Source organism: Psychrobacillus sp. NPDC096623 (assembly GCF_044762655.1).
Taxonomy (GTDB): domain Bacteria; phylum Bacillota; class Bacilli; order Bacillales_A; family Planococcaceae; genus Psychrobacillus.
In genome coordinates this window covers 956332-974819 of the sequence record NZ_JBIWER010000001.1, presented here as the reverse complement: position 1 = coordinate 974819, position 18488 = coordinate 956332, and the positions used below count along the sequence as shown (strand labels likewise).

The 18488-nt window shown below is 32.9% G+C and carries 17 protein-coding genes and 1 pseudogene; 13 read left to right on the top strand and 5 right to left on the bottom strand.

Features of this window, described 5'->3' with window-relative positions:
- Positions 1-744 precede the first annotated feature (744 nt).
- Positions 745-1311, top strand: coding sequence for a hypothetical protein (locus ACIQX2_RS04585; RefSeq protein WP_402847441.1), 567 nt, complete (start codon positions 745-747; stop codon positions 1309-1311).
- A 448-nt stretch (positions 1312-1759) separates the two neighbouring features.
- Here ACIQX2_RS04585 and ACIQX2_RS04580 read toward each other — a convergent pair.
- Positions 1760-2011, bottom strand: a pseudogene (locus ACIQX2_RS04580) (winged helix-turn-helix transcriptional regulator); the annotation flags it as partial.
- A gap of 53 nt (positions 2012-2064) precedes the next feature.
- Complete coding sequence (locus ACIQX2_RS04575; protein ID WP_402847439.1) at positions 2065-3741, bottom strand: putative bifunctional diguanylate cyclase/phosphodiesterase; 1677 nt, start codon at positions 3739-3741, stop codon at positions 2065-2067.
- 404 nt (positions 3742-4145) lie between these two features.
- Here ACIQX2_RS04575 and ACIQX2_RS04570 point away from each other — a divergent pair, with 404 nt between their 5' ends.
- Positions 4146-4466 carry a hypothetical protein gene (locus ACIQX2_RS04570; RefSeq protein ID WP_402847437.1) on the top strand — a complete coding sequence of 107 codons (321 nt, stop codon included), beginning with the start codon at positions 4146-4148 and terminating at the stop codon, positions 4464-4466.
- A gap of 566 nt (positions 4467-5032) precedes the next feature.
- Here the strand turns inward: ACIQX2_RS04570 and ACIQX2_RS04565 are convergent.
- A complete protein-coding gene (locus ACIQX2_RS04565; RefSeq protein ID WP_402847435.1) occupies positions 5033-5881 on the bottom strand; it encodes a methyl-accepting chemotaxis protein in 849 nt (282 codons plus the stop codon).
- 359 nt (positions 5882-6240) lie between these two features.
- Here ACIQX2_RS04565 and ACIQX2_RS04560 point away from each other — a divergent pair, with 359 nt between their 5' ends.
- The 4 genes from ACIQX2_RS04560 (at position 6241) to ACIQX2_RS04545 (ending at position 10147) form a co-directional block, all read left to right on the top strand.
- Positions 6241-7113: a DUF2785 domain-containing protein gene (locus ACIQX2_RS04560; protein WP_402847433.1), complete on the top strand. Its 873-nt coding sequence runs from the start codon at positions 6241-6243 to the stop codon at positions 7111-7113.
- A 473-nt stretch (positions 7114-7586) separates the two neighbouring features.
- Complete coding sequence (locus ACIQX2_RS04555) at positions 7587-8012, top strand: GNAT family N-acetyltransferase (RefSeq protein ID WP_402847432.1); 426 nt, start codon at positions 7587-7589, stop codon at positions 8010-8012.
- A gap of 1143 nt (positions 8013-9155) precedes the next feature.
- Positions 9156-9338: a hypothetical protein gene (locus ACIQX2_RS04550; protein WP_402847430.1), complete on the top strand. Its 183-nt coding sequence runs from the start codon at positions 9156-9158 to the stop codon at positions 9336-9338.
- A gap of 311 nt (positions 9339-9649) precedes the next feature.
- Entirely contained in the window at positions 9650-10147 is a 498-nt protein-coding gene (locus ACIQX2_RS04545; RefSeq protein ID WP_402847428.1) for a hypothetical protein, read from the top strand.
- A 358-nt stretch (positions 10148-10505) separates the two neighbouring features.
- Here the strand turns inward: ACIQX2_RS04545 and ACIQX2_RS04540 are convergent, their stop codons facing one another.
- Positions 10506-10697, bottom strand: coding sequence for a hypothetical protein (locus ACIQX2_RS04540; protein ID WP_402847426.1), 192 nt, complete (start codon positions 10695-10697; stop codon positions 10506-10508).
- 454 nt (positions 10698-11151) lie between these two features.
- Here ACIQX2_RS04540 and ACIQX2_RS04535 point away from each other — a divergent pair, with 454 nt between their 5' ends.
- The 3 genes from ACIQX2_RS04535 (at position 11152) to ACIQX2_RS04525 (ending at position 13063) form a co-directional block, all read left to right on the top strand.
- Positions 11152-11403: a hypothetical protein gene (locus ACIQX2_RS04535; protein ID WP_402847424.1), complete on the top strand. Its 252-nt coding sequence runs from the start codon at positions 11152-11154 to the stop codon at positions 11401-11403.
- Positions 11404-11729: 326 nt separating this feature from the next.
- Positions 11730-11918 carry a hypothetical protein gene (locus ACIQX2_RS04530; protein WP_402847422.1) on the top strand — a complete coding sequence of 63 codons (189 nt, stop codon included), beginning with the start codon at positions 11730-11732 and terminating at the stop codon, positions 11916-11918.
- Positions 11919-12130: 212 nt separating this feature from the next.
- Positions 12131-13063 (top strand): GNAT family N-acetyltransferase, encoded by a 933-nt coding sequence (locus tag ACIQX2_RS04525; RefSeq protein WP_402847420.1) that lies wholly within the window; start codon positions 12131-12133, stop codon positions 13061-13063.
- A gap of 227 nt (positions 13064-13290) precedes the next feature.
- On the opposite strand, the gene ACIQX2_RS04520 is transcribed toward ACIQX2_RS04525, so the two are convergent.
- Entirely contained in the window at positions 13291-15297 is a 2007-nt protein-coding gene (locus tag ACIQX2_RS04520; RefSeq protein ID WP_402847419.1) for a methyl-accepting chemotaxis protein, read from the bottom strand.
- A 272-nt stretch (positions 15298-15569) separates the two neighbouring features.
- Between ACIQX2_RS04520 and ACIQX2_RS04515 the strand changes: the two genes are divergently transcribed.
- The 4 genes from ACIQX2_RS04515 to ACIQX2_RS04500 all read left to right on the top strand — a co-directional run bounded on the left by ACIQX2_RS04515 (position 15570) and on the right by ACIQX2_RS04500 (position 18442).
- Positions 15570-15941: a hypothetical protein gene (locus tag ACIQX2_RS04515; RefSeq protein WP_402847418.1), complete on the top strand. Its 372-nt coding sequence runs from the start codon at positions 15570-15572 to the stop codon at positions 15939-15941.
- Between the two features lie 43 nt (positions 15942-15984).
- Positions 15985-16332 (top strand): hypothetical protein, encoded by a 348-nt coding sequence (locus ACIQX2_RS04510; protein ID WP_402847417.1) that lies wholly within the window; start codon positions 15985-15987, stop codon positions 16330-16332.
- Positions 16333-16644: 312 nt separating this feature from the next.
- Positions 16645-17502: an MBL fold metallo-hydrolase gene (locus ACIQX2_RS04505; protein WP_402847416.1), complete on the top strand. Its 858-nt coding sequence runs from the start codon at positions 16645-16647 to the stop codon at positions 17500-17502.
- Between the two features lie 94 nt (positions 17503-17596).
- Positions 17597-18442 (top strand): DUF1028 domain-containing protein, encoded by an 846-nt coding sequence (locus ACIQX2_RS04500; protein ID WP_402847415.1) that lies wholly within the window; start codon positions 17597-17599, stop codon positions 18440-18442.
- Positions 18443-18488: the final 46 nt, after the last annotated feature.

Below are 18488 nucleotides of genomic sequence, written 5' to 3'. Positions count from 1 at the left end.
AAAGTTGGATGGAGTTTCTATACTAAAAACAGAGATAGATATGAATTTAATCTTACAACCATTTCCTCAATTATTATTTCTTTCACGATTACTAAATGAAGAAACCAAACTAATGGAACGCTTTATTAATACATCCTTATTGAACTAACGGGGCAGTTTAGTTGAATAAGAAGGTTTTTTTGCAATTGTGTTGAATAAGTTAATATATGTAAATTGTTGAACAAAAGGGGTGCTTTACTTCAAGTCGGGGCAGCACTTTTTCCTGAACTAACGGTGCAGTTTATCAAAGAAAGATTTGAATGGGAGGATTATATGATAAGCAAAACAAAAGACTATAAATATCCAAATTTCAACAACTATTTTAAGAAATTATTTCCCTTTATTTTTATCCCCACTTTATTAGCATTTCTGTTCAGTGATACTTACATTACAAATAATCCGTTTGAAGAATTAGAGGATTATGGTTCATTTTTATTTGTAATATTATTTTCCTTATTAATGGCAACAATAGTTAGCTCAGTAATAATTAGTCTAATCTGGATATTTACTAAAAAGGTCGATTAAGTTGAATAGTTGTCACTCCCTGTGTCTGCCGTTCTTCAACTAACGGGTGCTTTACTTCAACAAGGAGTAAAGCTTTTTTCTTCTTCAACTTAAGCAGCAGTTTAGTTGAAGAAGAAGGTGTTTTTGCGATTGTGTTGAATAAGTAAATATATGTAAATTACTGGACAAAAGGGGAATGTAATGAGGAAATTACTTATTAGTATAGCAAAAATAACAATACTTTTAACGGTGTTTCTAATATATAATCACAAACAACTACCCTCTAAAGATGGTGTTTTTAACATTACAGAAAACTGGGCTCAAGCAACAGAGGAAGTCTATTTAGTGAAAAAAATAGATGGTGAATGGTTAACTATTTTTAGAAATACTCATTCAATTATGCTTGGTCGATTAGAGCAAAACTGGTTAGGATTTTGGACGTTCAAGGATGATAATGAAATGGAAACAACATTAGTTTCAACTTACCATCCTCCTTTACAAGAAGACGATTTTATATGGGGTGCGTCAATTACAGAAGTAGGGAAACCCTCCTATTACTTTGGGCAAATTATTAATCCTGAAATTAGAAATATAGAAATAGAAACACAAAAAAACTCCTTTGAAAGTGCTTTATTAATTAATTCAGGACAAACTCGTTTTTTCTATTTAAAATTAAATGGAGAGGTAGTAATGCCTATAAACATTAATGGATTTTCTGAAACAGGAAAGTTAATTTATTCTACAATTAAACCAATTAAAGAGGATTAATGAAATTAAAAAGTTATTCAACTAACGGGTGCTTTAGTAAAAATCATGGGGTTGCCATTGGTAACTCTTTTTCTTATTGAACTAACGCGGCAGTTTAGTTTAACAAGTAACATAAAGGGTTCTTATGAAATAATGGGGGCGAAGTATGGAATGGGAAATTTTTTATTAAGTGCATTAATCATTTTTGTTGCAATAATACTCAGCTTTAATGCTGGGAGTTTTATTGAAATTGTATCTTATTGGATTTTTTGAGGGTTGCTAATATATTTGCTTTTTAAGGAAAAAGAAGAATAACTACAATAAATAATTTATTGTAGTAACGGGTGCTTTACTTCAAGAAGGAGTAAAGGCTTTTTTCTTATTAAACTAACGCGACAGGGTTAGTTTAATAAGAAGACAAAAGTAAGTAGCAAATAATTACTAAAGCATCGACTATTCTTTTTTCTACTTACTTTTGCATTTTATGTTTTTGATAATTTAAACCCCATTCGTGCATATTTACTAATATTGGTTCTAAACTTCTTCCGTATTCAGTTATAGAATATTCAACTTTAGGTGGAACCTGAGCGTAAACTTTACGTTCGACAATGTCCTCTTCTTCTAACTCTCTTAATTGCTTGGTGAGCATTTTTTGTGTGATTTCTGGTAGACTTCGTTTCAATTCACTAAATCGCTGTGTACCTTCCTTCAATAAATGTAACTACCTATAAATATAGCTGCTATGGAACCCCAAAAGATCCATAGAAGTTTTTCTTATTGGACTGATTGGATTAGATAGGTTTGTTCAATTTCATCCGCAGTTAAAGGCGGGTTGAACAGATATCCTTGGCCACTAAGACATCCAAACTTCTTAAGGAGATTTACATGCTTGTCTGTTTCAATTCCTTCAGCAACGACGTTTAGGTTTAAATTTATTCCTATATCAATTATCGATTTAACAAGAGCTAAATCCTTGGAGTCTTGCATTCCGCCACGAATAAAAGACTGATCGATTTTCAACGTGTCTACGGGTAGTTTCGTTAATAGACTTAAAGAAGAGTAACCCGTCCCAAAGTCGTCTATCGAAATGCCAATCCCCATTTTTTTAAATTGTGAGAGGATAGGATGAACTATTTCAAAATCTTCAAAAACGCTTTCTGTCACTTCAACCTCAAAATATTTAGGTTCTACCTTAGCGGCCATCATGCACATTTCTATATACTCAGTTAATTTGGTATATCGAAACTGATGAGGAGAAACGTTCACTGACACTTTAACGAGTGAATAGCCTTTTGCTTCCCATCGGGAGATCTGATTTAAAGCCTCTTTGATAACCCATTTCCCGATTTCATCTATTAAGCCTGTTTCCTCAGCAATTGGAATAAAATCCATAGGAGGTACATTACCAAGCACGGGGTTTCTCCATCGAATAAGCGCTTCCATCCCATTTAGTTCTAAAGTGGCCAAATCCATCTTAGGCTGATAATGAAGAAGAAACTCATTATTTTCAATTGCTTTCCGCAGTTCTGTTTCAACCTTAATTTTTTGGTCTTGCTTTTCCTTTAGGTGTTTATTAAACATCTTGAAATTGTTTTTGCCAGCTTGTTTTGCAGAGTACATAGCCATGTCCGCTAGATTTATCAGTTCAGTTAATTCGGTACTATCAGAAGGAAAATGGCTTACGCCTATACTAGTAGTAACATATATTTCATTTCCTTCAAGGAAATAAGGAACCTTAATTTGTTCAATAATCTGTTCTGCAATCATAAGAGCAACATCTTGGCTTTTATTGGTGATTAATACGATAAATTCATCACCGCTTAAATGGAACACAGAGATGGATTCATTTTGGAATGATCTTAATGTTTCAGCTATTCCTTCTAGCAACGCATCACCCACTCTATGTCCAAACTTATCATTTATCAGCTTCAACCTGTCGATGTCCATAAATAGAACTGAAACTGTATTTGAATGCTTTATGTCGGTAAGTTTTCTTTCAAGACTTCTTCTGTTAGGAAGATTGGTTATTTCATTATGATTTGCTAGGAAATCGATATGTTGTTCCTTGATTTTAATGTCGGTTAAATCCCTTACAACACAAACAATCTTGTTTGTTTCTTCGACTTTGGAAAGCGTAAGCTCTTGCGGAAATTTCGTTCCGTCTAACCTGGTTCCAACTGTCTCGCCTCTCCAAAGCCCTCTTTCATTTAAGGTGGGAATAACATTTAAAATTCCTTGCAAAGCTTCTTCATCGTAGCAAATATGCCAGGTGTTATTCAACAGGTGTTCTTTAGTAAATCCATACAAGGTGGCATGAGCTTCATTTGCAAATACAAATTTACCATCTTCATCTGTAATGCCAATTCCGTCTATTGAAGAATCCAAACCATATGAGTATTCAATCAACGTCAGCTCTGTCTGGCTCAATCCTTTTATATCTCGCTCTTTCATTGTGACCCCCTAATGACCCAACATAATTTATTTCTTAATCTTATTTTTTATCGGTAAAGAGAAGAGATTATGAAGGAGTAATCAGATTCACAACAATTGTATCAAGAGTGATGTAAAGATGGGAAATATGGTTGAACAATATTTGCTACATGAACTAAAGAGTGCAGTCTAGATGAATATGGAGGTGTTTTTTGAAAGGTTGTAGAAGTAATTAATTTATAGATAATAAACGGGCAGTTTTTTTTAGAAGGGGGATTTAAAAATTAATATTAACAATCGTACCGAACTAGTTCAAATAGCAAAATAGGAACTTCAAGACACTGAAACCAAGTGGTTATTGAATCGTATATATTATGAAAATATTTAGACACATAGTAATTGAATCTAAAGGGGGATAAATTAAAATGAAACGAAAATTACTAATTAGCGGTATAACTTTATTAGTTTTAATAGGTTTGAGTTTAGGTATAACATATTTCACTCATGCTAAATTCACTGACTATTCATTTTTCATTGGATTAGCAGCTACCATTGTTATTGGATTTTTTACTTCTAAGGGTGGTATTGGTACACGACACTTGGATATGACCATTCAAGGTTCAACAGGTATTAGAATGGAAAGTCAAAAGTTTAATTTTTCGCCTAATATTGTTTTTATCACATCTTTGGCATACACCATCATAACACTCGTAGCAATGATTTTTCATTACAGAAGTTATTTCTAAGAGATTTCAGAACTAAAAATATGATAGGGTTGTGAAAGGTTTCACTTAAACTAACGGTTGCTTTAGTTAAAGATCGTTGAGCTGCTAGATGGCTCTTTGTGGAATACAGGTAGGCAGATTAAGGGGGAGTTTTGTGAAGTTATTGTTATCCATTCTCTTAGCTGGTCTTTTAGGTACTTTGGTTCTACTGGAATCTATATCTTAAGTGCAATTATTGTCGGTGTCATTTTCAGGTCATTTATTTTAATTAATGAGATTCATAATCATGTAGTACCAGCCATAGCAATGACAGGGTGAAAGAGGCGTACGGAAGAAATATAAAAGAGAGAGACGAAAAAGAAACAGAAAATTAATGTATGATGTTTTTCAACTAACGGGTGCTTTACTTCAAGAAGGAGCAAAGCCTTATTCTTATTGAACTAAAGCGGCAGTTTAGTTGAACAAAGTTGACGTAAAAACAACAGTCACACAAACTATTATCAGTTGTTGGATTATAAAATAAGAACCTCCTGACTAAATCAAAACGATTAATGTCAGGAGGTTCTATTTAAATACGTTCTTAATTTTTATAATTCGGAAGCATACTTGTTTAACTCTTTACTCATCGATTGAATTTTGGTAATGATGTTAGAGATTTCTTCAGTAGAGGATACCTGGTCTCGCCCAACAATAACAACCTCTTGTATAGAAGCTGTAATCTCATTCACAGACTTTTGGATGTTAGTTAATGTTTGTCTTATTTTTTCTGTGGAAGAAACTGTTTCTAAAGAAAGTTTTCTTATTTCATTAGCAACTACTGTGAAGCCAAGACCTTTATCACCAGCCCTTGCTGCTTCAATAGCAGCATTTAACCCCAAAAGATTTGTTTGATCAGCGACTCTCTTAATGAAATTTAGTACTTCATCCGTATTATTCACTTCTTCCGTAGCACGATTGGACTTTTCTAACAATACATTACTTATTTTTGAGAGACCTTCCGAGCCATCTGTTATAGATACAACACGATTATTAGCTTGTTCAAGTGATTGTACAATCTGCTCTGAAATGGTTCTAAGTTGTTTTTCGTTTTGTTTTTGTAATTGAATGGCTAATGCTCCAATTACCTGACCATTATCTAAAATAGGTGCAGCTGATCCTGTGAACGGAATTCCAAAGAATTCTGATGGAACTTCTTCATTTATTACTATCTTGTTTTTAATACAATCTGCTAATGGTTCGCGTGGATTGATTTTAGTACCAGCTCTTGCTCCTACATCTATTTTACGCCCAGGATGGTAAGCAATCCATTCTTGCGTATTTGTTAATCCAATAGATATGTCTGGTAACATCGAGTGGAATATAGGTAAGATTTCTAAATAGTTTTGTAGACTTGGATGAATGGCTGAATTCGAATTTAAAATTTTAATATTAGTCATTTTCTGTTTTTCCTTTTCTACTAAATGATGGATTTTAATTTATCTTATCACTAGTAATTAAAATTGTCTGCTAAATTGTATTTTTTTGGTGCTCCATTACTACTATCGTTGTGAATTTTCTGTTAAATTAGAGGATATAAGCTTTATTATAATTGATTGTCTTATTCCTAATATTTTTCTCTTATAATAAATAGCTTTATCTAAAAAAGATTAATGCTCTTTATGTTGAACTTATTGTACTAACGGGTGCTTTATTTCAAGATCATGGGGTTACTTAGGCAACTCTTTTTTCTTATTGAACTAACGAAGCAGTTTAGTTGAATAAGAGATTTGTGATATTAGAAAAAGGGGTAGATGATATGGAAAGGTTAGAGTTAAGTTGTAACAACGCTGTACCAATGAATGCGAATGAACTGAAAAAAACCTTAATGGAATTTAAGAGCTGGGGAAAAACTTGGGAAGAAGAAAGTAAAGTACGTATTGTAAAATCTATGGTCGAGCATATCGGCTCAACCGATAGTGAACTTAGAGACAAATTAATCTATAGCTCTTTTTATCAATTAATTGTAGAAAAAAATCAAATTGAGCATGAGTTATTAAATGAACTACTTGAATTGTGTTTAAGTGACTTGTTATTTAAAGGAATTGGAGAAAATGAAAGTGATACTGTTTTTACAAGGTCATTTACTACTCTTTTAATAGCACTTATTCTATATAGGGATAATGTAGATAACTTTCTCTCTCGAGAAATGGTGTTAAAAATAAAAGATAAATTAATCGATTATATTTACTTGGAGAAGGATATACGGGGGTATATATCTTTAAAAGGCTGGGCTCATAGTATAGCTCATGTATCTGACGCTATTGATGAACTTGTAAAGAGTTCAAAAATAGATCAGAAATTTTACTTGGAAATATTAAAAGTACTGTGGAATAAGGTATTTGTTTCAACTAGTGTTTATATCCACGATGAAGATGAAAGGATTTTAATTCCTATACTAGAAATGGTGAATAACGGGTTAGATCAAGTAGAAATAATAACATTAATACAAAATGTGCCAACAGAACTGAAAATTCAAAAAGAACAGTTGGCAGAAGAAGACTATTGGTTCTTATATTCTAACTGTAAGACATTCTTGAAGAGTTTTTACATCAAAGTTAGTATGAATTGTGAATTAATACCACTTAAAAAGAGTATTGAAAAGTGTCTATCCGAAATTTCTTTGTATTAGAAGCCTTAAAATAGCTTACTCAACTAACGGGTGCTTTAGTTCAACAAGTAGTTCAGTTAAATGCGATAAATTATTATTAGGTATGGGAGGAATATTAATGGATTCATTTTTCTATTTCAATATGTTTAGAAATATAATTTCTAAATTTTTTTTAGATGGTATCTGGGTAGTCGGATTTTTTTACTTGTTAACCAAGACATATGAAAGTGATAGACTTAAACGGGTTTCCAAATATGTGATAGGAACTACTTTGGCATTATTATTTATTTATTCAGTAATGGGAAGTATATAAGATTTTTTTCCTTCTTCAACTAACGGGTACTTTAGTTAAACAAGTGGCTGCGTGTAAGGGTATCATTTTCTTTTGGAACTAAAGGGGCAGGTTAGTTGAATAAGAAAAATGGATTATTTGTAAATATAAGTTAATTTTTGTGGTAAAATATTTATTCAAAAACCTATATGGAGGAAAAATTATGAAAATAACTCAGCAATGGAATCAAGAAGACAGTGATTATATTCGTAAAAAGGTAATTGAACACAACCTTTCTAAACTACCAGATGAAGTAAAACACCCAGTCAAAAACATTAGCTTTATCCTTAGAGATGAAGAGGAGAAAATTTTAGGTGGCATTACAGGAACCATTTTTTGGTATCACTTACATATTGATTTCTTATGGGTCGATGAATCTCTTAGAGGTAAAGGATATGGAAGACAGTTATTAGATAATATAGAGGAAATCGCAAGAGAGAATAGATGCAACCTCATTCAACTTGATACATTTAGCTTTCAAGCCCCAAATTTCTATCAAAAATATGGTTATGAAGTAGTTGGTGTAATAGAAGAACATCCTAATAAAGATAATCAACAGTATTACCTTTCAAAGAAACTTACTTATTGAGATATCTTGTTCAACTAACGGGTGCTTTAGCTTAACGAGAAGTTTAAGTGTAGGGGGGATAAAATGCCAAGATACATTAGTATATTTTTCTTAACTTTATTGGTTAGTGTAATTTTCTTTTTTATTTTTTCTAATTTGTTTGATGGTGGAGATTATGCCGAAACAGCGATTTATACATTCGGTACAATAATTGTTATACTTCTATCATTTTTGATTTCACTCATGTACTACCTAATAAATATATTAAAAAGGAAACTCTGACTTTTCACTAACGGGCGCTTTACTTCAATAAGGAAGTAAGGAGAAAACCAAAATAGCAATGTTTGAAAAGTTGCATTGCTACTTACTTCCTTTTTTTCTAACTCGTTATATTTACTTTTTCAGCTGTGTAATCTGTGACTTCCCCTACGAAAAGAGGAGCAACATAATTTTCAACAAAAGCGATGTCAATGATAAATTAATATAAAGGGGGAAATAATAATGGTTGGTATAAGTGGTTTTTCCTCAATATTTTTACTCTTGTTTTTAATATTAATAATCGCACTACCAATAGTGGCGTTATTTGCACTAATAACCATTCTAAAAAAATTTAGGAACAATGAGTAATCTTACTAATAATAAGTATTTGGAATTTATGATTGTAGTTGAACTTTAATTCATGTTGAACAATACATATATGAGTGCGACTGAATAGAGGTAGTCTTTAACTAACGGGTGTTTTAGCTAATCATGGCCATCATTTCGATGGTCTATTTTTATAACCAAAACATCGGGTAGAACTCAGAATGCATTGTGAAATGTTACACTTAAACTAACGGGGCAGGTTAGTTTAAGAAGCGAGGAGTTTAACTTGGAAGGAAATAGTTTGAAACCAAAAAAGTCGACTGTAATAGGTTTATTGGTTGGTGCTATAATTGGAGCGTTTTTAGGAATTATAGCTTATAACGGTGATTGGCTAGGGTGAGAAAAAAGAATTGTTAATACTAATTACAATTATTGTGCTAACGGGTCTTACCTATCTAATAATAGCGAGGGAGCTACGACTAAGGTCTTATATTTTATAAGACTATGACTGTATTTACGACACAATAAATCTTTGATATGTTTTTTATGGGAATATTTTCTTATAAAGGAGAGTTCAATGTGAAGAAAAAATTATTAACAGTAGTAACAGGGGTAATAGTAGTCGCACTTGCATTAGGTATATACCTTAAAATTGAATTATCTGATGAAGCGGAATATAAAGGGTGTTTAGGGGCACAGGGTATTTCGAACACAATTGCCAAAGTAGTAGGTGACGAACCAACTAATGCTTGTAATGAATAAAAGAGGATGAGAATTATTAACTAATAATATTTTTCGTTATACTATCAAAAATCTTATTCAACTACCGGGTGCTTTAGCAAAATCTGGCCATCTTTTCGATGGTCTATTTTTATGTCCAAAATATTAAGTTGATCCCAGATATGCAATGTGAAATGTTACACTTAAACTAACGGGGCAGGTTAGTTGAAGAAGATGGCTTTTTTGCTATTATGTTGAATAAGCTAATATATATAAATTTTTGAACAAAAATGGTGCTTTACTTCAAGTCTTGGCGTGGCACTTTTTTCCTGAACTAACGCGGAATAAATGGGGTGGAGAAATTGAAGAAGAAAATTTGGAGTTCTGTTCTATTTTTAGCAATAATTATCGGTGGTGTCTATTTCTTTTTGAAATTTAATTCACCATTGGAGATTGGTATACTTGCTTCAAGTGAAGACAATAAATCAGTTGTTGTTGGTATTGGTAATAAAGGCTTCCGTGAAGTGAAAATATTAGATGTTTCAGTGAATAATAATGAAGAACCAGTAAAAACAAAATTACAAGTCAGTAGTGCGTTGGAAGGATTTATCATAACGGATGATTATAACAATGAAGAGGCGAAAAAATATGGCTTAATGAATATAGATGATGTAGCCATTAAAGCAGGCACTTCTCTTTCTTATAACTTTGAAAAATTAAATGATGTGACTGCTTCTAAAAATGATGAAATTTATGGGATTAGTGTAATTCATTATGAAGAAATAAATAAGGTTCATATAAGTTATAGATTTCTTGGAATTTCATTTAATGATACTGTGACATTTAACTAACGGTTCTTTAGCAGAACAAAGGCTGCCTTGAGGTAGCTTTTTCTTATTGAACTAACGCGGCAGTTTAGTTAAAGATTCGCTTTCCGAAATAATCAATCTTTTTTATAAAACCAAACTTAAATCTGCTGGATTAGAACCCATTTTGATCAATCTTTTGTCAAAATGGGTTCTTATTATTTATTGTAAAATATGGGTTTTTGAAGGTACTTATGATCAAACTTTATTTTAAAGCTCACATATTTAGTGTGGTGAGTCGTTATGATTTATTCAAGGAATTTCCGGCTTCAACAATTTGACCAGTACCACTTAAAACTACTTTTAGAGAAGTAGACTGGATCTACCGTTTCCAAGCTCATTTTTATCTGTCTTTTTTATTTTTATCAATATAATTCCAAAGGTAATAAGTAGTCCAAAAAGCAATTATTACGGAGATAAAGATAAAAGGAGCAGGTCCGTAATTCTCAGGTAAATAGAATATTAAAGCGAATAAAAGAATTAGAAAAGGTGGCATAAGAATCCAATACTTTTTATTTTTAAAATCATCAAACAAAATAACACCTCTTTTCCATTTTTATTTACATACATTATTTCATACGGACTTTATTCATCTCAACCATTTTATTTACTAAAGTGACCTATATATAGGGAAATTTAAAATGTATTTTATAAGCAAAGTGACGTCAATTTACCTATAGTAAAAATTAGTAACCAAAGTGACGTTACTTTAGAATATAAAATGCATTAATAAAACACTGTATTTTCAACTGTTGAAGTATACATTTATAGGTAAGAACTCAAAAAAAGTATCACAAATTAATTGATTCTATTCGATACCTTTGTACACAAAATGGTATGCAACTCAATAAAAAAATTGATTTAACAAGTGGCTGCCTGTAAGGGTAGCTTTTTCTTATTGAACTAACGAAGCAGGTTAGTGCAAGAAGGATTTTAGGGCTATATCTCGAATACTATTGGGATAAGTAATATACAAGAAGGTGAATTGAGTGAATAAGAGTTTAAAGTTGTTTGGTTATGTTTTATTTATTTCAGGTATTATTTTATTCGGTTTAATGCATCTGGCTATTGCTCTATACATTCCTAATTTATCAGGTTGGAGTCCACCTGGTAAACTTGCAACAATTCTAAACGAAATAATTGGATGGGTACCTTATACATTAAGCATTATTTTATTTATTATTGGTGTATTGATTATTATTTATGATTTATGGCAAATAAGGCAAAGAGAAAGTAGTTGATACTATTAAAAATAGACTCAATTTTCTTTCTTGTACTAACGGATGCTTTACTTCAAGAAGGAGTAAAGCTTTTTTTCTTATTGAACTAACGAGGCAGTTTAGTTGAAGATTCGGAACTCGTAATAATGAGGACGTGAACTCGGTTTCTAATAGAAAGGCTTAGTTTAAAGTTATATAGAGTTAGAGTTACAAAAGAATTTTAGATAGAAACCAATTTATATATGTTAATTTTAAAATACTGATAATTGAAACTATTTATAGCTATAAAACGTATAATAATGTATTGAGGAACGATGGAAGCAATGACTGAAAAAGGGGGAAAATGTATGCATTGGGTGATGTGGATTATTTGGGGCTCCGTAGCGGCTTTAATTTTAGGTAGTTATCTAGTGGATGTTTTGACTCGAAGGAAATATAGCTTAAATAAACAGGAAAACACTTTACACCAGAGTTCAGCTGAAGCAGATGCTCTTCGGGAAGTTGGTCGGTATAACAATCAAAGTGGAACGCTTTAAATGAATGAACGGATTTGGTAATTTAACTAACGGGTGCTTTAGTTTAACAAGACCGTGATTTAGATGGCCTATTTTTTTATCCAAAACTTCAAGTAGATCTTAGACATCCATTGTGAAATGTTACACTTAAACTAACGGCGCAGTTTAGTTGAAGAAGAAAATACCATTGCAATATGGTGATATAAGGATAAATATGAAGGAGGAATACTTAAATGTCACTTATAACCATTGAAAAAGCAACCATTACGGATGCTGAAAAACTAACAGAAATTAAGAAAAGGACTTTTGATGAAGAATTGAAAAAGTGGCTTCCAACTCAAGAAAATGTAATTGATTACAATATTCAGCCACCAGGATATTCTTCTATTGAGATGACTAAGTATATGATTAGAGAATTGGAGTATTTTAAAGTCTTACAGGATAAAGAAATTGTAGGTGGAATAATAATAACTATTTCTGGTATTAGTTACGGGAGAATAGACCGTATTTTCATTGACCCTAACTACCAAGGTAAAGGAATTGGTTCAAGGGTAATAAATTTAATAGAGAATGAGTTTCCTAATGTAAGAACTTGGGACCTTGAAACATCAGGTAGACAAATTAACAATCATTACTTTTATGAAAAAATGGGTTATAGAACAACCTTTGAAACTGAAGAGGAATATGGTTATCTAAAGAAAATAGAAACTTCATCAGAAATAGAAAACTTAGTTGAAAATAAAAACATTTCAAGTATCCAATACGAGAATTGCGATATGGCAAAAACGGAGTTTTATGGTGTAAATTTAGAAGGAAGTTCATTCAGTAACAGTAATGTAATGAATAGTCATATTAGCAATTGTAATCTCAGCCACTCAAAGTTCCAAAATTTAAATCTTAGAAATTCACTATATGCCGATTTAAATCTTTCTAACAGTGAGATGATATTTGTCACTTTAGGTGGGGTTAATTTCATTGATACAAACCTTGGAGATGAAAATATGCCAATCTCATTTGAAAGATGTGACCTTGAAGGAAGTAAATTTAGTAACAGTAATCTTAGAAATGTAGAAATACAAAATAGTGATTTGACAGGTATGAAAATAGATAATGTTCCAGTAGAAGAGCTTATTGATGCTTACTATCAATTGAATAAAAATAATTAATAGTATTAACTTTATTTTTGATTGCTTCTTGAACTAACGAGTACTTTAGTTGAATATTCGGTTTCTGAAATAATCAATCTTTATTATTAAAAAGCTCGATTCTGGTCTGAAAAATAGCGCCTATTTGAACATATTTGTTCAAATAGGCGCAATAATTTTCTAATAGAATCAGTAGTTGTAGCTGTGTTTTAACTAATCTTTATTCCAAATCAATAATTCCTTCTATTTTATACTTTAAATCGATTTACGGCATCTGTTAGCTTATCACTTAATCCAGTTAATGTTTCGGATGCAGTTGCAACCGATTGAATGGCATGAAGTTGTTCATCCGAAGAAGCACTCACCTCTTCACAAGCAGCTGCTGTTTGTTGAGAAGTAGCAGCCATCATCTGTATCGTCTCTACTACCTGATCTTTATAATTTGAAACTTGTTCAACTTCTTTTGATATCTCATCGATAGAAGATTGCATTGTTGACATAAGATCCGAAATCTCCCCAAAGGTCATTTCTGTAGCTACCACGACTGTTCCTTGTTTTTGGAAGGTTTCTCTCGTTTCATTCATTTGCTCACTTACTAGAGCGGATTCATTTTGTAATTCAATAATGGTTTTTTTTACATCAATTGTAGCTTTCGCTGATTGCTCCGCAAGTTTTCTAACTTCTTCAGCAACCACCGCAAAACCTTTTCCATGCTCCCCAGCTCTAGCTGCTTCAATACTAGCATTTAATGCAAGTAAGTTTGTTTGTGCAGAGATTTCCATGATTGTTTCCATTACTCCACCAATAGCCTTTACTTTATGTTCAAGGGTACTTACTACACCACTCATAGAAGTTAGATTGGTTTCCCATGTATGGAAGGATGTTTTCAACTCACTCATATGATTTTGTCCATTAATATTAATTTTACTAGCTTGTGTTGCAATAATTGTCATTTCATGTGACTTCTCACTTATTAGATTAATTTGATCACTTAAATGAACAGAGTTACTCGTAACTTCTTCAGCATCTTCAGCTGATTTCGCAGCTCCTTCGGCAATTTCTCCAATAGCTACAGAAACTTGTTCGGCTGATGCAGTAGTTTCTTCTGCAACGGCACTTAAACTTTCCGAGTTTGATTGCACATGATTGGCGGAATCTTTGACTACCCCAATGATATTGTGCATGCTTTCGGTCATTTTGTTAAAGTTGTTTGCTAATTGACCAATTTCATCTATGGAGCCTACATTTGCTTGAACAGTTAGATCACCTTCAGCTACCTGGTCCATTAGTTTCTTCAAATGTTCAATAGGTTTTAATATACGTCTTGTTGTAAAGAAGAGCGAGATGAACATGAAAACCATAACAGCTAAAGCAATGATGATGATTACGTTACGTATACTACCTGCTATTTCATTTATATTATCTTGCTCATATACGGCTCCAAGTTTCCAATCTAACCCCGGCAGAGTAGTGAAAACAGAAACCATTGGCTTCCCATCCGAGTTACCACGAATAACGCCTTCTTCTTTGTCACTTGCTATCATTTTCTTGATGTATGCAATGTCAGATAGGTTTTCACCCGCTAACGTTGGATGTGTAATGGCTGTCCCATCCTGTTCCACAATAACAGGGTATCCCTCAAATCCGAGTTCACTTTGAGATATGGTATCTGTCAAATTCGACAGTAAAATATCAATACCCATAACTCCCACAACTGCCCCGTTTATCACAACTGCTTTAGCACCAGTAATCGTATAAGTCTTAGTTATTTCATCCAAATACGGTTTAGACCAAACAAACTCTTCTTTACTAGTTAATCCATTTTGATACCAATCCCTTGTAGTAGGATCAAAATCTGCAGGCAGATCTGCTGCTGGATATATTTCTAATTGTTTGCTTGGTAAAGCAAAGTAGATAGCTGAAGTCGCATCATATACCGACTTAAACTCTTTAAATTTCTCTGTTAAGCTCTGTTGAAGTTGACCTTTCGCTATTTCATCCACTTTAACATACTCTTTATCGAAGTTAACAATCTCTGACGATGTAGACATTTGTAGCAATGCTTTTTCATAAGAACCGAGGTAGGTTTCAATTGTGGAAGACATGCCATTGACTACTACTTGACTTTGAGCAATTAAACTCTCTTCTGTTTTTTCACTCACCATTAATGTACTAATTAAACTTAACACTGACATACTGATGATAATTAGCACCATCACCGTAACAATTATTTTCCATTTTACTGACTTTCTCATTTTCAACTTCCTTTTTCCTCTATTTTCACTAATACTTTAATCTTACAGACGGTTTATTATAACAGGTAATTTGGCATATTAATAGAGTAGAATTAACAAAAATAATATATTTAATGGGTAAATATAGTATATAAATTATATTCTGTAATTATTTTTTGAGAAGGATGTGCCGAAATATAACTTAATACTACTGCATTGCGGAAGAATACATTAATAATTATTTGTCTTTACCGATAAATATCTTGTATATAGTTTATTAAAGGGGATTCCTAATGGAAATAAATGAATTGATGAAAAAAATAAATGAAAGCATGGAGAAATTGGATCTAATTTCTGCCAGAAGATTAATCGAGAACAATTTAGAACTAATTAGTGAGAATAGGCACCTTCTTAGAAGGAATGCAAGGTCATTATTTGAAATGCTAACAAATAATACAGAGTCAGTAATCAACTCATTGAATCGTAAAGAAATGAATGTTTTATATTCAATAAATGCTCATGCATCCAATTTTGATGTCGGAGGATTAAAACTTTCGATTAAAAATAATCCTGAACTATTAGTAAGAAAAGATATAAAACATTATTTAAACGAGGATGCAAAAACTTTATTAGCTGGAATGAAAATCATTAACATGAATGAATAATTTAATATTATGTGTCGCTCTCCATTTCCCACTCAGGGGTTCAATGACTTTTACACGAATTAATGGTCGTACGGTGGATGTGGGAAAAACAATAATATTAATTGAGGATATTGGAATTGAAGGGCTCCGGTTTTTAACTGATTTAAAATTAGCAGTAAACCCTCACATCATTTTTGAATTTGAGACATACTTATTTGGAGAAACTTTTAAGCTACTTGGCTCCATAGTCTGGATGAATGAAATAAAACCATATATATATCAATGCGGTTTAGAGTATGTCATTGATGAAAGTGAACGTGCTGAGTTTACGCCAATTTTAAATAAACTTGCTATAAAGCTTCAAAAGGAACCTTTTGTTCCAAACTGTAGTTTTGTAACTGAGGATCGTTAAACTTTTATAAAGAAATTACGCAATTAAAGATTAACGCAATTTATTAATTAAGTAGTAGGGGCTGGTTAGTCAAAAAGAGAAGTAATATTGTGAAACATTGCACTTAAACTAACGGGTGCTTTACTTCAAGAAGAGGTAAAGCCTTTTTTCTCATTGAACTAAAGCAGCGTTTAGTTGAAGAAGGAAAACTAATTATTTTCAAATTGATTCAAAAAAATGTAACTTAATAAGTTCTAACAAATTTATATTAGTTGTATAAAAATATTATTCGGGTGAAATGCTAATCGCAGTTTGAAGAAGGAGTGAATCAGCTTGGACCATTCAATTTCTTACGGCGATGATTATAAATATATACCAGCAACTTCAGTAGGAAGTGGCATCGGAACTGAGATTCTGCCTGATATTTATTGCCACACGATTCAAATCGTCAATATTTGTTTAGTGGGCAATCCTAATTCGGATGATTTTGTCCTGGTAGATGCCGGTATGCCTTACTCTGCTGAAGAAATTATTTCTGTCGTAGAGGACCGATATGGTGTGAATAAGCAGCCCAAAGCCATTATCTTAACTCATGGACACTTTGATCATGTAGGGGCAATAATTGAATTAGTAAAAAAGTGGAGAATTCCAGTCTACGCTCACGAGTTGGAATTACCATTTTTAACAGGTAAAGAAAGTTATCCAAAGCCAGATCCTACTGTTGAAGGAGGAACTGTGGCAAAAATGTCCTTCATATTCCCGATTGATGCTATAAATCTAGGTGACCATGTAAAAGTACTTCCTTCCGATGGAACAGTTCCTTTTATGTCTGGTTTTCAATGGATTCATACTCCAGGTCACACACCTGGGCATATCTCATTGTATAGAGAAGAAGACGGAGTATTAATAGTCGGAGATGCATTTGTTACAGTAAAACAAGAATACTTATATAAGGTGTTCACGCAGGAACAGGAAATAAGTGGTCCTCCAAGATATCTTACTCCTGATTGGGAAACAGCAAGGGAATCTATCAGTAAACTTGCCAGTTTAAAACCAAAAGTAGCTATAACAGGACATGGCTTACCTATGACAGGTGATTTACTAACAAGTAATCTACATTTGTTAGTCACTGACTTTAACTCGATCGCAATGCCGCACTATGGAAAATATGTAAATAATAAATTGCAGTAAATTTCAAGATCTCATTCATAAAAATGATGGGATCTTCTTTTAATTGTCTGAATAAAAAGTTAAAATAAAAATAGAAGAGTAAAGGGGGATGCAGATGACATTTTCTATCGTTGGTTTCGATCCGCAAACAAAAGAGTTAGGTGTAGCTGTTGCATCCAAGTTTTTAAGTGTTGGAGCAGTTGTTCCGTTCGCCAAAGCCGGAGTTGGCGCAATCGCGACTCAGTCCTGGGCAAATTTAGATTATGGTATTGATGGATTGGAAATGCTACAAAGGGGTCTGTCGCCGGAAGAGGTTCTAAAAGAATTAGTTGCAAGTGATGACAAATCTAGTGCTCGACAAGTTGGCATTGTAGATGCAAGTGGGCGTAGTGCTATATTTACTGGAGAAGATTGCTTCGAATGGGCAGGTGGGTTTGCTGAAATGAACTTTGCGGTTCAGGGGAATTTATTGGTCAGTGAAGATACAGTCAATGCTATGAAGGAGGTCTTTTTACAAAACGAAGGGTCCTTGGCAGAACGGCTTTTAGCGGCCTTACAAGCTGGTGATAGTGCAGGTGGAGACAATCGGGGCAAACAATCAGCAGCAATATTAGTAGTTAAAGAAAATGGTAGTTATGGCGGTTATACGGATCGTTACATCGATCTTCGAGTGGATGACCATGCGGACCCGGTAAAAGAATTAGCTAGGCTTCTAAAACTCCATCAGCTCTATTTTACAGGAACTACTCCAGAGGATATTGTGGTTATAGAAGGTGATCTGGCTGAGGAGATTCAGACTATGCTCTATGAAAATGGTTTTTTAGATCGAGATCTCACGGAAATGGATGACCTCCTTGATGCTATTAAGTCTTATCATCTAATTGAAAATTTTGATGAACGTGTGCAAGAAAGGGGTTTCATCGATCAAAAAGTGGTAGAGTTTATGCGTATTAATAAGTAGATAAAGAGAAAACGAGAGTATGACGCTAGTCACGACTCTCGTTTTT

Excerpts from the sequence above, each read along its gene's own strand:
- ACIQX2_RS04500 (WP_402847415.1), top strand. The coding sequence starts at position 17,597 with ATGACATTTTCTATCGTTGGTTTCGATCCGCAAACAAAAGAGTTAGGT.
- ACIQX2_RS04570 (WP_402847437.1), top strand. The coding sequence starts at position 4,146 with ATGAAACGAAAATTACTAATTAGCGGTATAACTTTATTAGTTTTAATA.
- ACIQX2_RS04510 (WP_402847417.1), top strand. The coding sequence starts at position 15,985 with ATGACTTTTACACGAATTAATGGTCGTACGGTGGATGTGGGAAAAACA.
- ACIQX2_RS04520 (WP_402847419.1), bottom strand. The coding sequence starts at position 15,297 with ATGAGAAAGTCAGTAAAATGGAAAATAATTGTTACGGTGATGGTGCTA.
- ACIQX2_RS04555 (WP_402847432.1), top strand. The coding sequence starts at position 7,587 with ATGAAAATAACTCAGCAATGGAATCAAGAAGACAGTGATTATATTCGT.
- ACIQX2_RS04560 (WP_402847433.1), top strand. The coding sequence starts at position 6,241 with ATGGAAAGGTTAGAGTTAAGTTGTAACAACGCTGTACCAATGAATGCG.
- ACIQX2_RS04565 (WP_402847435.1), bottom strand. The coding sequence starts at position 5,881 with ATGACTAATATTAAAATTTTAAATTCGAATTCAGCCATTCATCCAAGT.
- ACIQX2_RS04585 (WP_402847441.1), top strand. The coding sequence starts at position 745 with ATGAGGAAATTACTTATTAGTATAGCAAAAATAACAATACTTTTAACG.
- ACIQX2_RS04575 (WP_402847439.1), bottom strand. The coding sequence starts at position 3,741 with ATGAAAGAGCGAGATATAAAAGGATTGAGCCAGACAGAGCTGACGTTG.
- ACIQX2_RS04525 (WP_402847420.1), top strand. The coding sequence starts at position 12,131 with ATGTCACTTATAACCATTGAAAAAGCAACCATTACGGATGCTGAAAAA.
- ACIQX2_RS04515 (WP_402847418.1), top strand. The coding sequence starts at position 15,570 with ATGGAAATAAATGAATTGATGAAAAAAATAAATGAAAGCATGGAGAAA.
- ACIQX2_RS04530 (WP_402847422.1), top strand. The coding sequence starts at position 11,730 with ATGCATTGGGTGATGTGGATTATTTGGGGCTCCGTAGCGGCTTTAATT.